13 protein-coding genes and 1 tRNA gene are annotated in these 14,065 nt (G+C 56.2%); 9 read left to right on the plus strand and 5 right to left on the minus strand.

Translation table 11 applies throughout. From position 1 onward, the window contains the following. Nucleotides 1-93: 93 nt before the first annotated feature. Nucleotides 94-1,806, minus strand: coding sequence for a potassium/proton antiporter (locus C7436_RS12970; protein ID WP_011783702.1), 1,713 nt, complete (start codon nt 1,804-1,806; stop codon nt 94-96). A 72-nt stretch (nt 1,807-1,878) separates the two neighbouring features. Here C7436_RS12970 and C7436_RS12975 point away from each other — a divergent pair. Continuing rightward, nucleotides 1,879-1,952, plus strand: a tRNA-Gly gene (locus C7436_RS12975). A 30-nt stretch (nt 1,953-1,982) separates the two neighbouring features. Here C7436_RS12975 and C7436_RS12980 read toward each other — a convergent pair. After that, a complete protein-coding gene (locus C7436_RS12980; RefSeq protein ID WP_011783703.1) occupies nt 1,983-3,311 on the minus strand; it encodes an ATP-binding protein in 1,329 nt (442 codons plus the stop codon). Beyond that, nucleotides 3,298-3,963, minus strand: a complete 666-nt coding sequence (locus C7436_RS12985; RefSeq protein ID WP_121208077.1) for a response regulator transcription factor — start codon at nt 3,961-3,963, stop codon at nt 3,298-3,300. The genes C7436_RS12980 and C7436_RS12985 overlap by 14 nt, the downstream gene beginning before the upstream one ends. 199 nt (nt 3,964-4,162) lie before the next feature. Here C7436_RS12985 and C7436_RS12990 point away from each other — a divergent pair, with 199 nt between their 5' ends. The 7 genes from C7436_RS12990 to C7436_RS13020 all read left to right on the plus strand — a co-directional run bounded on the left by C7436_RS12990 (nt 4,163) and on the right by C7436_RS13020 (nt 11,716). Then, nucleotides 4,163-4,696 (plus strand): cupredoxin domain-containing protein, encoded by a 534-nt coding sequence (locus C7436_RS12990; protein WP_011783705.1) that lies wholly within the window; start codon nt 4,163-4,165, stop codon nt 4,694-4,696. An 86-nt stretch (nt 4,697-4,782) separates the two neighbouring features. Beyond that, nucleotides 4,783-6,492, plus strand: a complete 1,710-nt coding sequence (locus C7436_RS12995; RefSeq protein ID WP_121208078.1) for a copper resistance system multicopper oxidase — start codon at nt 4,783-4,785, stop codon at nt 6,490-6,492. Then, entirely contained in the window at nt 6,489-7,238 is a 750-nt protein-coding gene (locus C7436_RS13000; RefSeq protein WP_121208079.1) for a copper resistance protein B, read from the plus strand. Before C7436_RS12995 ends, C7436_RS13000 begins: the two co-directional genes overlap by 4 nt. A 149-nt stretch (nt 7,239-7,387) precedes the next feature. Then, complete coding sequence (locus C7436_RS13005) at nt 7,388-7,741, plus strand: hypothetical protein (protein ID WP_011783708.1); 354 nt, start codon at nt 7,388-7,390, stop codon at nt 7,739-7,741. 11 nt (nt 7,742-7,752) lie between these two features. Next, the gene (locus tag C7436_RS13010) at nt 7,753-9,108 is read left to right on the plus strand and encodes an APC family permease (protein WP_014420106.1); all 1,356 of its coding nucleotides are present in this window, start codon (nt 7,753-7,755) and stop codon (nt 9,106-9,108) included. Nucleotides 9,109-9,135: 27 nt separating this feature from the next. Beyond that, nucleotides 9,136-9,363, plus strand: coding sequence for a DUF805 domain-containing protein (locus tag C7436_RS13015; RefSeq protein ID WP_011783710.1), 228 nt, complete (start codon nt 9,136-9,138; stop codon nt 9,361-9,363). Then, a complete protein-coding gene (locus C7436_RS13020; protein ID WP_121208080.1) occupies nt 9,356-11,716 on the plus strand; it encodes a heavy metal translocating P-type ATPase in 2,361 nt (786 codons plus the stop codon). The genes C7436_RS13015 and C7436_RS13020 overlap by 8 nt, the downstream gene beginning before the upstream one ends. Before the next feature lie 50 nt (nt 11,717-11,766). On the opposite strand, the gene C7436_RS13025 is transcribed toward C7436_RS13020, so the two are convergent. Together C7436_RS13025 and C7436_RS13030 are read right to left on the minus strand one after the other, a co-directional pair. Next, a complete protein-coding gene (locus C7436_RS13025; protein WP_011783712.1) occupies nt 11,767-12,099 on the minus strand; it encodes a hypothetical protein in 333 nt (110 codons plus the stop codon). 147 nt (nt 12,100-12,246) lie between these two features. Beyond that, nucleotides 12,247-12,531: a hypothetical protein gene (locus tag C7436_RS13030; protein WP_121208081.1), complete on the minus strand. Its 285-nt coding sequence runs from the start codon at nt 12,529-12,531 to the stop codon at nt 12,247-12,249. 210 nt (nt 12,532-12,741) lie between these two features. On the opposite strand from C7436_RS13030, the gene C7436_RS13035 reads away from it, so the two are divergent. Then, nucleotides 12,742-14,061 (plus strand): TolC family protein, encoded by a 1,320-nt coding sequence (locus C7436_RS13035; RefSeq protein WP_014420111.1) that lies wholly within the window; start codon nt 12,742-12,744, stop codon nt 14,059-14,061. The last annotated feature ends 4 nt before the right edge of the window (nt 14,062-14,065 follow it).

Consider the following 14,065-nt stretch of genomic DNA (forward strand, 5'->3'; position numbering starts at 1 on the left):
TAAACTTTGTTCATGCTGTTTATACCATAGCCTGGTAACGGGGTGATAAGGGGTTCTGTTACAGAGTTTGGCTTTTCTTGACCAGGATCCCATTCAGGAATCCATTTTCATGCCTACTTTGGTCACCCGGTCAGCGTCGGTGGCCCTGGCGACCAGGGTAACGGGCCCGAGCACAACCTTGTCACCAACCACCGGGTGGCCCTTGGTGCGCCTGGCAAAACACTCGGCCAGGGAGAGTTCGGGCGGCAGCTCGTCAAATTCGATGCCGTACACCTGTTCAACATCCCCCAGCAGGGCATCGCCATTGAGCACAAAATCCCCGAAGAATGCCCGTTCTGCCAGATGCTTCGGCGCCTGTCGGCCGCTGAGGGCCTTGCCAAGATCCGGCAGCAAGGCCGGCGTGGCAAACATGGCCACCACATCGCCTGAGGCAACTTCCAGTTCCCGGGTCGGTTGAAGGCATTTGCGATCCCGGAAGATACCGGCAACGGCGGTATTGTCGGGTAGCCTGAGCTGGCCGAGGGCCCGGGGGCTTTCCCAATTCTTGCCGCGCAGCGGAAACAGCATCAGTTCGTGATCACCTGCGGCAGGCACATCCAGAGGTAGCCTGCGGTACGGATCTTCCCCTGCAGGCACCTCCAGTTTCAGTTTGCGCGCCAATGGTGCCATGGTGGTGCCCTGTACCAGCAGCGATACCAGCACAATAAAGAAGGCGGCATGGAACACCAGTTGGGCATCCGGAAGGTCTGCAATAATCGGAAACAGGGCGAGCACGATCGGCACTGCGCCACGCAGGCCCACCCAGCTGATGAATCCCAGCTCCCGCCGATTGAACGCGAAAGGCCAAAGCGTGAGTAGCACGGTGGCCGGCCGGATCACGAAAATCAGCGCCAGTGCCAGAATCAGACCGCCACCGGCCAGCGGCACCAGATCCGATGGATTAACCAGCAGGCCCAGCATCAGGAACAGGCAAAGCTGTGCCAGCCAGGCCAGGCCATCATGCACCTGAAGAATCATCGGCATCATCCGAACATGCCGGTTACCAATCACCACCCCGGTGAGGTAAATCGCCAGAAAGCCGCTGCCGCCGATGGCGTTGGTTGCGGAGAACACGGCGATGCCGGCAGCGGCTACCAGCAGCGGGTAAAGCGACGGGGTCAGTCGTATCCGGTTGACCAGTTGAACCACGGCAAAGCCACCAAGGAGGCCGGCCACCGTGCCGATGCCGAACTGCTGTACCAGCATCATCAGGCCTTTGGCCAATGCCCCCTCTTCGTAACTGCCAATCAGGGTAACCAGCAGCAGAGTCAGGAAAATGGCCATGGGGTCGTTACTGCCGGATTCGATTTCCAGCGTGGCGCTGACCCGCTCGTTCAGATGCAGGCCCCGGCCCTGGAGCAGCGAGAAGACGGCGGCGGCATCGGTGGAGGAAATAATGGCGCCGACCAGCAAGGCCATCAGCCAGTGCAGGTCGAACACCCACCAGGCAACCAGTGCGGCGCCACCGGCGGTCAGGCCAACGCCAAGGGTGGCCAGTACCAGTGCCGGCCGCAGCCCCACCCGGAACGTTTCCACCCGGGTACGCATGCCGCCATCCAGCAGAATCACACCCAGCGCCAGATTGGCGATCAGGAAGGCCAGCTCGAAGTTGTCGAATTCGATACCACCCGGGCCGTCTTCCCCCATCATCATGCCCACGACCAGGAAGATCAGCAGCACGGGCATGCCAACGCGGCTGGAAAGCGGGCTGAGAACGATGCTGATCACCAGCATCAAGGCGCCAATCAGGGTAAGTGTGGGATCCATCAGACTCCAGACCAAAGGGGCTTGCCCGAACGCAGGGCCCGGGCTTATATTGCTGTGGCAATCATTATGCAGGCGGGCGTAGCTCAATGGTAGAGCAGAGGCTTCCCAAGCCTACGACGTGGGTTCGATTCCCATCGCCCGCTCCAGACCAATACCCGCACACAGGCGAGTGTCCCTTAAAACTCGATGGTTACGCGCAAGCCGCTGCCGGGCCCCGTCGAAAAGCTTATGTTGCCCTCATAGCGAGCGACGATCTCCCGGACAATCGCGAGGCCCAGACCGTGGCCAGGGGTCTGCTCGTCAAGTCGCAGCCCTCGTTGACCCAGACTGGACAAGTCGTCGCCATTGACTCCAGGACCATCATCAGAAACAACGATCTGTCTGCTGTTGTTGTCTTGTTTCAGCGAGAGTTCTACGCACCGCGATGACCATTTGCCGGCATTATCGAGCAGGTTGCCTAGCACTTCATTCAAGTCATGCTCCTCTATCGGCCAGCGGGTGTCTTCCGGCAGTGAGCTTGATAGTTCGAAGGATTTTTCCGGATACAGCCGCCCCAGCATCCACAAAAGATCCCGCGCCTGTTTGACGGGATAAGCGCTTTTCCCGACCTGGGGCCCGGCAAAGCGACTGCGGCGCATTTCCGCTTCCAATTGTCTGTCGATGTCACTGAGACGGGCGGCCATTTGGATTCTTAGATCACTAGGCAATGGGCGATCCATATCCTCCAGTATCTGCCGGACGGCTGCGATGGGCGTTTTGACACTGTGTGACAGATTTGCGAGCGCATCCCGGGAACGCACCAGTCGCTTGTCGAGGGAGTCAAGCAACTGGTTTAACTGCATCACGAGCGGTTGAAATTCTTCGGGTGATGGTGCATTGATCCGGGAAATCTCTCCATCCTGCAATCGTTTTAACGCCGCTTTCAGTGTCACCACCGGCCGCAGCGATAGCGTGATGCCAAACCAGATGACGGCAACCAGAAGTGCGATCAACAGCACCGACACCACGGCTGTCCAGGCGTGCAGCTCGGCCTGACTGCGTTTCAGGGCCTCCAGATCCTCGGATACAACCACGACGATCGGTGACCCGTTCACCTGAAAAGAGTGACGGTATGCCAGGATATCGGACGGACTGTCCGGCGCCTGACGGCCTTCAAGACGAAGCGTGCCATTCTGCTCATGGTTGATCAGTGGTGCCAGCAAGGGTTCCCAGGCCTTTGGCGATATGATGGTTCGATCGGGCGTGCGTATGGCGAAGGCATGATGGAAGACGTCCTGGAAGTAATCACCGGTCTGCAGGGTTTCGACTTGACCTCTGACCTCGCGAATCTGGTGCTCCAGAAAGGCAGCTTCGTCTTTAAGGCGGCTTTCAAGGAATTCCCGGGACATTCGATCCAGCAGCAGGCCGTGGACAAACCAGGCTACGCCCATCAGAGCGATGCCGGCGGGCAGCAATAACACCAGCAGCATGCCTTTGACGGATGCTGGCCTTTTAACGTTGGGCATTGAACATGTATCCCTGGCCACGGCGTGTGGTGATCGTTTCGTTGCCGACCAGCTTTCTCAAGCGCCGAATATACGCCTCAATCACGTTTTCGCTGGGGCTCTCATCCAGGTTGTATAGCTGCTCCATGAGCTGTTCCTTGGAAAAGATGTGGCCCGGACGGCTCATCAGGCATCGTAGCAGGCGGAACTCAGTACCCGTCAGGGCGTGTTCTGCTCCTTCTTCTGTCCGCAGGCTCTGGCGATTTTCGTCCAGTTCGAAGCCACCGGCTTTAACCTGGGAGTGCACTCGTCCTTCGCTGCGGCGTATGAGTGCATTGATGCGGGCGATCAGTTCTTCTGTCTGGAACGGTTTGGCCAGATAGTCATCCGCCCCTGCTTTCAGTCCATTGACCTTGTCCTGCCAGTCGCCTCTGGCGGTGAGGACCAATACCGGGCACTCGACGAGCTTCGATCGCCATCGTTTCAAAACCTCCAGCCCGTTGCCATCCGGCAGGCCGAGATCGAGAACAACGGCACGATAATCCTCCTGCTCCCCCAGAATCTGAGCCTCACGGGCACTGGACGTGTGGTCGATGCTAAACCCCGCTTTTTCCAGCTGTCTGACCAGCCCCTCGGCCAGCAAACGGTCGTCTTCAACGAGCAATAAACGCATGTATCCGTCCTTAACGGTGCTTGTTTCAGCCGCCAGTGTCGTCGATCAACCTGAATTGTGCCTGAACGCAAGAAAGTGCCCGTTTTTCAGAAAGAATTCAGGTTGGTGAGAGAAAGTGTCGACTGATTCTGGACATTGCTCAAGATTCGGTACGAATCAGCCGTGTTCTCAAAACCATTATTCCACAGGAGACAAACGGATGAATGCATCAAACCTGATTGTGGCCGGCCTGGCTTTTTCGATGTCGGTATCGGCGTTTGCGGCTGGCACCCATGGCGGTGGTCACGGCCATGGTGCTTCCATTGGCGAACCGGGAAAAGCCTCAGAAGCCAGCCGGACCATAACGGTTGAAATGCACGACAACTACTACGAACCCGAAGAAATCCGTGTGAAGCCGGGCGAAACCGTTCGGTTTGTGGTGCAGAACAAGGGCAATCTTGTGCACGAGTTCAACATCGGGACTCCGGGTATGCATGAAGCCCACCAGAAAGAAATGAGAATGATGGTCGAGCATGGCGTGATCCAGGGTAACAAGTTGAATCATGACATGATGAACATGGACATGGGCAACGGCCACTCGATGAAACATGACGATCCCAACAGCGTCCTGCTGGAGCCGGGCCAGAGCCGGGAAGTGGTCTGGACGTTTGCCAATCAGGGCAATATCGAATTCGCATGTAACGTACCAGGGCACTACCAGTCTGGCATGTACGGTGACGTGAATTTCGAATAAGCCTGTAGATGGCTTTAACCATGACGTTATGGGCTGACGCTACACCCTCCTGTCAGCCCCGATAAAGTGCGTTTGGAGCAAAACACATGAACATTCGCTTGGGTGCAGTAGTGCTGTGCCTGCTGATGCCCGCACTGGCGTTGGCTGGCGAGTACGACCTGACGGTTGATCGCGTAGAGATAGATACCGGTGATTTTGTAAAGCAGGGCATCGGCTACAACGGCAAGTCTCCCGGGCCGGTACTGAGATTCAAGGAAGGTGAGACTGTCCGGATCAATGTGACGAATAACCTTGATGAAATGACATCCATCCACTGGCACGGGCTTATCCTGCCCTATCAACAGGATGGCGTGCCAGGTATCAGTTTCCCGGGTATCAAACCGGGTGAGACCTTTACCTACGAGTTTCCCATTCAGCAGGCTGGGACCTACTGGTTTCACAGCCACTCGGGCTTTCAGGAGCCGGATGGGGCCTACGGTGCGATCGTGATCGAACCTGAGGGCCGGGAACCCTTCCGGTACGACCGGGAATACGTGGTCCAACTAACGGACAAGCATCCGCATTCCGGTGACCGAATCATGCGCAACCTGAAAATGATGCCGGACTACTACAACCGTAAACAGCAGACCGTTGGTGAGTTTTTCTCTGATAGCTCCGAACAGGGGTTCTGGAACACCGTCCGGGATCGCCTGGCCTGGGGTGATATGCGCATGATGAAAGCGGATGTAGAGGATCTCCAGGGGTTTACGGGCCTGATTAACGGCAAAGGCCCGGAGCAGAACTGGACGGGGTTGTTTGAGCCGGGTGAACGCATTCGGCTGCGGTTCATCAATTCCTCCGCCATGACCTATTTCGATGTCCGGACTCCGGGCCTGGATATGACGGTGGTGCAGGCGGATGGCAATAACGTGCAACCGGTGACGGTGGACGAATTCCGCATAGGCGTCGCGGAAACCTATGACGTGATCGTGCGCCCGAGAGATGAACAGGCCTACACCATCTTCGCCGAATCCATGGGGCGTTCCGGATACGCCCGGGCAACACTGGCTCCTGAAGAGGGAATGGAAGCGGCCGTGCCGCCACTGCGAGAACCTGCCCGCCTGACCATGGCGGATATGGGGAATATGCATGGTATGGATCATGGAAACATGGATATGGGCAGCTCGGACGATATGGCCGGCATGGACCACTCGTCGATGTCGGGAATGGATCACTCCGGCATGTCTGGCATGGATCACGGCTCCATGATGATGGATAACCAGGCTCAAAATGATCCGTTTTACGCCAGAGGCAGTGGCCTTGTGCCGACCGCGGCCAATGGCGGTAAGTTCCTCTCCTATGCCGATCTGAGGGCGCAGAATCCGTTATACGAGGAGCGTGAACCGACCCGGGAAATCGAGCTCCGCCTGACCGGTAATATGGAACGTTACAGCTGGAGCATTAATGGCGTTAAGTATGAAGAGGCTGATCCGATTCGTCTCCAATACGGGGAGCGCGTCCGGTTCAAGTTCGTCAATGAAACCATGATGACGCACCCCATGCATCTGCACGGCATGTGGTCGATTCTTGACGTGGGCGCCGGTCAGTGGAACCCGATCAAACACACCATTAACGTGAACCCGGGTACCACGGTGTATATGGAAACGGAGGTTGATGAACCGGGCCAGTGGGCATTCCACTGCCATCTGTCCTATCACGCAGCTGCCGGTATGTTCCGAAAAGTCATCGTCGAGGGGGGCCCAGATTCGCAGCAGGCGAAAACAGAGGCGATGGCTGAAGATGGAGGTGAGGCATGAGTGGGGTGCGATTCTCTGGGGCCGTCAGTTTGTTTGCCTTCCTTGTATTGCCGGCGATGGCCGCGGCACAGGCAATGATTGCAGATACCTCTGGCCGCAAGCAACCGCTGACAACCTGGGGTATTCAGTTTGAAGAACTTGAATACCGATACAGTGATGACGATGAGGGACTGGGCGTCTGGAACGCCGATGCCTTCTACGGTACAGATGATTTCAAAGTGCGGCTGCTCTCGGCGGGCGAATACGAGATTGAGGAGCAGGCCTATGAAACGCTGGAACATCAGCTGGTAGGTCAGATCCCCGTTTCCAGGTTCTTTGATGCCAAAGCAGGTGTTCGTTTCGATACGCCGGAGGGCCCGGACCGCACCTACGCTGTTTTCGGTGTGACTGGACTGGCGCCGCAGTGGTTCGAGATCGATGCCAGCCTGTATGTAAGCAAAGAGGGTGATACCTCGGCCGCGCTGGATGCAGAGTACGAACTGCTGTTCACCAACCACTGGATTCTGACAGCAACACTGGATGCAACCGTGGCGTTCAGCGAGGACGAGGATATCGGTATCGGCAAAGGACTGGTTTCTACGGAAACAGGCCTGCGGCTGAGCTATGACTTTATTGACCGCGCCGTCTCACCCTATTTCGGTGTGGTGCATGAACGGAAGTACGGTGATACCGCTGATCTGGCTGAGACCGCTGCTGGAAGCACGGAAGACTGGTTTGCCGTGATCGGCGCCCGGATCGCTTTCTGATGTTGATGGGCCATGGGACAACTCACGGCCTTTTTAGTGCGGTATTTGATGCAACTTAAATCTTGCTAAAGCCCGCTGTTTTTTCAGTAAGAGTTCAGTTTTACGTGTTCTGCTGGGAGGTGAAACGACCTGAAGGGGAGATGTCACTGATGACCAAAGCACACAAAGCAACCAATCAGGAGCAGTTTTTGTTGCGCCGGAAAGTGGCTATCGAGGGGCTTGAAGAAACCCGGTGGGAGGAGCTCATTCACGATCTTAACCACCACCCTTGTGTTGATTTCGCGGAACGTAAGAAAAATGGCCTGTTACAGGTGGCCTACGACGGAAGCCACTGGACCGTCGATGAACTACTGGAAGTCATCCAGGACTACGGTGGCCGATTGAAATCCGGATGGTGGGCCCGGCGCAAGCTGGCCTGGTACCGGTTTACCGACGATAACGTGCGGGCAAATGCCAAGCATGAGCCGTTCTGCTGTTCCAAGATTCCACCCATGAAAAAATAACAGGAGGTTCAATGAGCAGGGAGGAAGACCGGACCACTCGCTATCAGGAAGGCAGTCTCACGTTACCCGGGACGGTCATGCTGGGTACCGGCGTCATGATTGGTGCCGGTATTTTTGCACTGACCGGGCAGATGGCGCAGATGACCGGCGTGCTTTTCCCGCTGGCCTTTCTTGCTGCGGCAGTGATTGTGAGCTTCAGCGCCTATTCCTACATCAAGATTTCCAATGCCTACCCCTCCGCCGGCGGTATTGGCATGTACTTGCACAAGGCCTACGGAAATCGGCTGCCGACAGCCTTCAACGCCCTCCTGATGTATTTCTCGATGGTGATTGCCCAGAGCTTCCTGGCTCGCACCTTTGGCTCCTACACCATGCAATTGTTTGGTGGCGATGACAGTGGCCGCATGGTGTCCATTCTTGGCGTTGGCCTCATTCTGGTGGCTTTTCTGATCAACCTGATGGGCAATCGGATGATTCAGGGTGTCGCGTCCTTTATCGGCGTACTGAAAATCGGTGGCATCCTGATCTTCGGTCTGGTCGGGGTCTGGATTGCCGACTCAATCTCGGTGGATTTTTCAGAGCCCGGTGAAGCCGGAACCCCGGGTAACTTTCTCGGCGCAACTGCATTGGGGATCCTGGCATTCAAGGGGTTCACTACAATTACCAACAGCGGCTCGGAAGTGATCGATCCGAAGAGGAATGTGGGGCGTGCCATCGTTATTTCCATTGCTGCCTGCGTGATGATCTATACGCTGGTCGGGTTTGCCGTAGCCAGTAATCTGTCTCTTGCCGAGATTATCGAAACACAGGATTACTCGCTCGCTGCAGCCGCACGCCCGGCCCTGGGCGAGTACGGTGTCTGGTTTACCGTCGCCATTGCCATGATGGCCACGGCGGGCGGGATTCTGGCCAGCGTCTTTGCGGTGTCCCGCATGTTGGCCATGCTGACAGAAATGAAACTGGTCCCTCACCGGCATTTTGGTATGCCCGGCAGCATCCAGAAACACACCTTGGTATATACCGTGGTTCTGGGTCTGGTCCTCACTGCATTCTTTGATCTGTCACGAATAGCTGCGTTGGGTATCGTGTTTTACCTGATCATGGACATTGCCATTCACTGGGGCGTGTTGCGCTATCTGCGGCAGGACATCAAGGCCAACCGCTGGGTGCCGGCCACCGCCATTTTGTTGGATCTTTTGGCTCTGGGCGGTTTTGTCTGGGTGAAGCTGAGTACGGACCCGTTCGTCATTGGTGTGGCAGTGGTCACAATGCTTGTGATTGCAGTGTCCGAACAGGTCTTCCTGAAAAAATCACCGGAATCTGCGCAAGCGAAACAGGAACAGACTCACGCGCATCACCACCATTAACCAGAATCAGGAAGAGAGGCCATTACCATGATGGAAGACAACATGTTTGGGAACACGATGTGGGCGGGCCACTGGCTCTGGATGCTGGTGATCGCCATTGTGGTCGTCATTCCGGCTTGGCGTATTTGTCAGCGCACGGGGTATCCGGGCTGGATGGGTGTGCTGATACTGATCCCTATCGTCAATCTGGTTCTGCTGTATTTCATTGCATTTGCAGACTGGCCCGCCGATAAAGGAGGAGATCGGAATGGCTGAGCATCATCACGCCCATCACCACGATCATCACACTGCTAAAGAAGCTGGCGAGCATACCGCCAAGGACCCGGTCTGCGGTATGGCAGTGGATCCGCATACTGCAGAGCATCGTAGCCGGCTCGGGGGCAACACCTGGTATTTCTGCTCGTCACGTTGCAAGACCAGGTTTGAGGAGAATCCGGAGCAGTATCTCGGTGACGAAAAGAAGCAGCAAGATCCGGTAGCGCCGGGCACCATGTACACCTGCCCCATGCATCCGGAGATTCGCCAGCAAGGGCCGGGGGACTGTCCCATCTGTGGAATGGCCCTGGAGCCCGAGCAGGTGAGCCTGGATGACGGGCCTTCGGAAGAACTCAGGGACATGACTCGCCGCTTCTGGATTGGCCTGGTACTGACGTTACCGGTCTTTCTCCTGGAAATGGGCGGGCACCTGACCGGGCTTGATCATATTGTTGCACCTCAGATGTCCAACTGGATTCAGTTAGTACTGGCGACGCCAGTGGTGCTCTGGTGCGGTTGGCCCTTCTTCGTCCGGGGCTGGAAATCCGTCGTTAGCCATAACCTGAACATGTTTACTCTTATCGCCATTGGCACCGGCGTGGCGCTGATCTACAGCCTGGTGGCCACGTTAGCGCCACAGATATTCCCGGGTGCCTTTCGGCAGGAAGACGGCTCGGTGGCGGTGTATTTTGAGGCGGCGGCCGTCATCGTTGTGCTGGTATTGCTTGGTCAGGTGCTGGAACTGCGGGCCCGGGAGAAAACCTCCGGCGCCATCAAGGCTTTGTTGGATCTGGCGCCTGCCACAGCCAGGAAGTTGGATGACGATGGCAGCGAATCCGATGTGTCGCTGGATCAGGTCAAGGTTGGTGACCGTCTGCGGGTGCGCCCCGGCGACAAGGTGCCGTTGGACGGCGAAGTGCTCGAAGGCAGTTCCAACGTGGATGAGTCCATGGTGACCGGGGAGCCTCTGGCCGTCAGCAAGAAATCCAGCGACCAGGTGATCGGCGGCAGTATTAACCAGCAGGGCAGTTTCATCATGCGCGCCGACAAGGTTGGCCGCGATACCATGCTGTCCCAGATCGTTCAGATGGTGGCCAGTGCGCAACGCAGCCGGGCGCCGATTCAGGGGCTTGCAGACAAGGTTGCCGCTTACTTCGTGCCGGCAGTCATCTTGATTGCGATCATCGCCTTCATCGCATGGTCTGTTTTTGGTCCCACGCCGCCCATGGCCTTCGGCCTGATTGCTGCCGTTAGCGTTCTGATCATTGCCTGCCCATGCGCACTCGGGCTGGCAACACCCATGTCTATCATGGTTGGGGTTGGACGCGGTGCCCAGAGTGGTGTGCTGATCCGGGATGCCGAAGCGCTGGAGCGCATGGAAAAGGTAGACACCGTGGTGGTGGATAAAACCGGTACGCTGACAGAGGGCAAGCCGCAGGTTACCCGACTTGTCGCGGCAAACGGATTCAGTGACAACGATCTGATGCGCTATGCCGGAGGTCTGGAAAAGGGCAGCGAGCATCCATTGGCCCACGCCATCCTCGATAAAGCCAAGGGTATGGATCTGGAGCTCCCGGATGCAGAGGACTTTGATTCGCCTAACGGAAAAGGGGTCACCGGTCGAATCGATGGCAAGCGGGTACTCCTCGGCAATCGACTCCTGATGGAGTCCGAGAATGTCGACACCGGAAAATATGACGGCGAGGCCGACCAGCTCCGGAAAGACGGCGCTACGGTGATTTTTGCGGCCGTCGACGGCAACGTCGCAGGCTTGCTCGCGATAGCCGATCCGGTCAAGGAAACCACCGAAGCCGCCATCACCGCCCTGCAGAAGGACGGCATACGGGTAGTCATGCTGACCGGCGATAACCGCACGTCAGCCGAGGCTGTTGCCCGCAAGCTGCATATCGACGAAGTGGAAGCGGAAGTGCTGCCGGAAGACAAGGGTAAGATTGTTCAGCGCCTGAAGGACGAAGGTCGGGTTGTCGTGATGGCGGGCGACGGCGTGAACGACGCGCCTGCGCTGGCCACGGCGGATGTGGGTGTCGCCATGGGCACCGGCACCGATGTGGCTATTGAAAGTGCTGGCATTACCCTGCTTCGCGGTGACTTGATGGGTATTGTGGAAGCTCGCCATTTGTCGATGGCGACCATGCGCAATATCCGGCAGAACCTGTTCTTCGCCTTCATCTACAACTCCGCTGGCGTTCCGATAGCGGCCGGGGTCTTGTATCCGTTTTTCGGCATACTGCTGTCGCCGATCTTTGCAGCGGCGGCCATGTCCCTGTCCTCGGTCAGCGTGATTGTGAATGCGCTGCGGCTGCGGGTGATCAAGCTCGGGCCTCAACAGTAAATAGGTGATCGGCCTCAGAGTGCTATCTCTGAGGCCGTTGATAATACCGCTTACTGATCCCGGCTGTGGTGATCGGAGTGGCGCGCGTTAGCCCGTTCCCTGATCATCTGTATGTGAGCCTCATGCATCATATTCAACTCACGCTCGGACATAGACGACATCATCGTCATCATCTTTTTCATATCCGGACTGATCATGCCTTTCATCTTTTCTCCTATCATATCCGGATTATTGCCACCAGATGATGCGTCATGGGTAAGTCTGCTTCCAGTTATATCAGGGTAACTGCGAGTTTCATTTATCCTGTCTGCCAAGCCAGTATTAGCCGTCGCTATAGTGGAAAAGAATAAGGTGATTGAAACTGCCAAGACTGATTTATTCATAATAATATCCTGTAGTTTAAAGTTATCTGATGATTCAGTTACGTTTCAGTTTTCTATGATGTACTTGCTCTTGAGCTCGGTGTTGGCTGGCTCAGGAAATCGAGCCAGAGAGAGTTTGCGTCTCCACTAGTAAGTTTTGCCGCAGGGTCACCCTGCGGTATTTTTTCGCTTTTCTTCCAGCGCCTCGTGGTAGGCACGCCCTTCTTTGCTCATCATTTTTTTGCGAGCTTCAAAACCCGACTCTGACATGGAGTAGCGTGTCATTTCTCTGTGCAGACGTTGCATGTCTTGATTCTTAAGTATGTCTTCAAGCGATGAACTATTTATGGTTTTACCATGCACGCTCTTCATGTCTTTTTCGTTTGACATGTTGCCTGCAAAGACGGATGTGGAAATAGTGAATGCTGCGATTAAAGCGATCATGCGTTTCATAAATACACCTCCCGGTTAGTTGGTGAGTTTATGAAAACATTGAATCCTGAATTTATCCTGAAATAATAATTCTGTTTAAATAAACATTTTTTAATTGATTTGCCCGTTATTGATTAAAGTCAAGTTCTGAGTTTTTTTTCAGTTATTCAGTTTGGTTTCAGATAAATAAAATAAGATCGCGGGAGGAAAACAATTAATGGAGATGTCCCGTTGTCCTTTCTTTCCCACCTCGTAAAGCCCGTTGTTCTAGGTGCTTTGATTCTTACCGGTCTGCCCGGTTTCGCCGAGCCCAGGCTTGAGTTATCTGACGCCATTGATGTTGCTACTGAGGAGGATCCCTGGCTTCGCCAGAGTGTCCAGATTCAGGATGCCCTTCTGGAGGAGTCGATTGCCGATGGCGCCCTGCCGGATCCGAGAATGACCCTCGGCGCCGCGAATCTGCCCACAGATACTTTTGATACGGGCCAGGAGGCCATGACTCAGGCTACCGTCGGTCTTACCCAGCGAATTCCACGTGGCAACAGCCGTCAGCTGGCAAGCGCGAAGAAGGCGGAAATGGCCGCAGTTCAGCCGTTCCGGCGCGCGAATCGTCGGGCACAGGTTGAACAGACGGTAACGCAGCTCTGGCTGGAGGTCTGGCGCTCCGAGCAGAGTATCCGGTTGATTGAAAGCAACAGAGGCTTGTTTGAGCAATTGGAAGATGTTGCTGAGGCGGGCTACACCTCTGCCTCCATGGGGTCCAGGCAGCAGGATGTTATCCGGGCTTCGCTGGAGCTGACGAGGCTTGAGGACCGGCTGACAGCACTGCAGGTGCAACAGGCATCGAATCGGGAAGCGTTGGCCGAGTGGATTGGCCTGAATCAGGCACAGCTGGCCGTCACCGACCATGTCCCCCGCGAACTGCTGGCAGAACTCCCTTCTGCCTGGGCTGAAACCGCTACTGATTCACTGCCCCGACATCCTGCCGTGCGCGCCACCGATCAGTTGATTGAAGCCCAGAGTGTTGACGTTGATCTGGCCCGCCAGTCCTACAAACCGGAATGGTCGATATCGGCCCAATACGGATATCGGGACCGGGCTCCGAACGGCGAGGACCGGGCCGATCTGTTTTCCGTGGGGATTGGCTTTGATCTGCCCCTTTTCACCGGCAACCGTCAGGACCGAAAACTCAACGCGTCTGTGGCTCGACTGGAGGCGGCGAAAACCGAGCGTATCCTGCAGCTCCGTGGGCTTCGCGCCAAAGCCAGGGCTGCCGTTGTCAGAATTCAGCGCCTGGATGAGCGCATAGCGCTGTATGAAAAGACCCTTCTGCCACAAATGGAAGCGCAGGCAAGTGCGGCACTGACGGCCTACAACAACGACGACGGCGACTTCGCCGAGGCAGTGCGCGCGCGAATTGCCGAGCTCAATGCCCAGGTTGAACTGATTCAGATGAAAGCCGAGCGGGCCGGGAATATGGCGAACTTCCGCTACCTGACGGCTGAATCTTCCGAGATCCCTACCTTTTCAATGACCCGTTATCAGGACTGATCAT

Source organism: Marinobacter nauticus (genome assembly GCF_003634635.1).
GTDB classification, from domain to species: Bacteria; Pseudomonadota; Gammaproteobacteria; order Pseudomonadales; family Oleiphilaceae; genus Marinobacter; species Marinobacter nauticus.

Bases quoted from the DNA above. Each gene is read 5' to 3' on its own strand.
- C7436_RS12990 (WP_011783705.1), top strand. From the start codon at position 4,163: ATGAATGCATCAAACCTGATTGTGGCCGGCCTGGCTTTTTCGATGTCG.
- C7436_RS13010 (WP_014420106.1), top strand. From the start codon at position 7,753: ATGAGCAGGGAGGAAGACCGGACCACTCGCTATCAGGAAGGCAGTCTC.
- C7436_RS12995 (WP_121208078.1), top strand. From the start codon at position 4,783: ATGAACATTCGCTTGGGTGCAGTAGTGCTGTGCCTGCTGATGCCCGCA.
- C7436_RS13005 (WP_011783708.1), top strand. From the start codon at position 7,388: ATGACCAAAGCACACAAAGCAACCAATCAGGAGCAGTTTTTGTTGCGC.
- C7436_RS13020 (WP_121208080.1), top strand. From the start codon at position 9,356: ATGGCTGAGCATCATCACGCCCATCACCACGATCATCACACTGCTAAA.
- C7436_RS13025 (WP_011783712.1), bottom strand. From the start codon at position 12,099: ATGAATAAATCAGTCTTGGCAGTTTCAATCACCTTATTCTTTTCCACT.
- C7436_RS12970 (WP_011783702.1), bottom strand. From the start codon at position 1,806: ATGGATCCCACACTTACCCTGATTGGCGCCTTGATGCTGGTGATCAGC.
- C7436_RS13030 (WP_121208081.1), bottom strand. From the start codon at position 12,531: ATGAAACGCATGATCGCTTTAATCGCAGCATTCACTATTTCCACATCC.
- C7436_RS12980 (WP_011783703.1), bottom strand. From the start codon at position 3,311: ATGCCCAACGTTAAAAGGCCAGCATCCGTCAAAGGCATGCTGCTGGTG.
- C7436_RS13000 (WP_121208079.1), top strand. From the start codon at position 6,489: ATGAGTGGGGTGCGATTCTCTGGGGCCGTCAGTTTGTTTGCCTTCCTT.
- C7436_RS13015 (WP_011783710.1), top strand. From the start codon at position 9,136: ATGATGGAAGACAACATGTTTGGGAACACGATGTGGGCGGGCCACTGG.
- C7436_RS12985 (WP_121208077.1), bottom strand. From the start codon at position 3,963: ATGCGTTTATTGCTCGTTGAAGACGACCGTTTGCTGGCCGAGGGGCTG.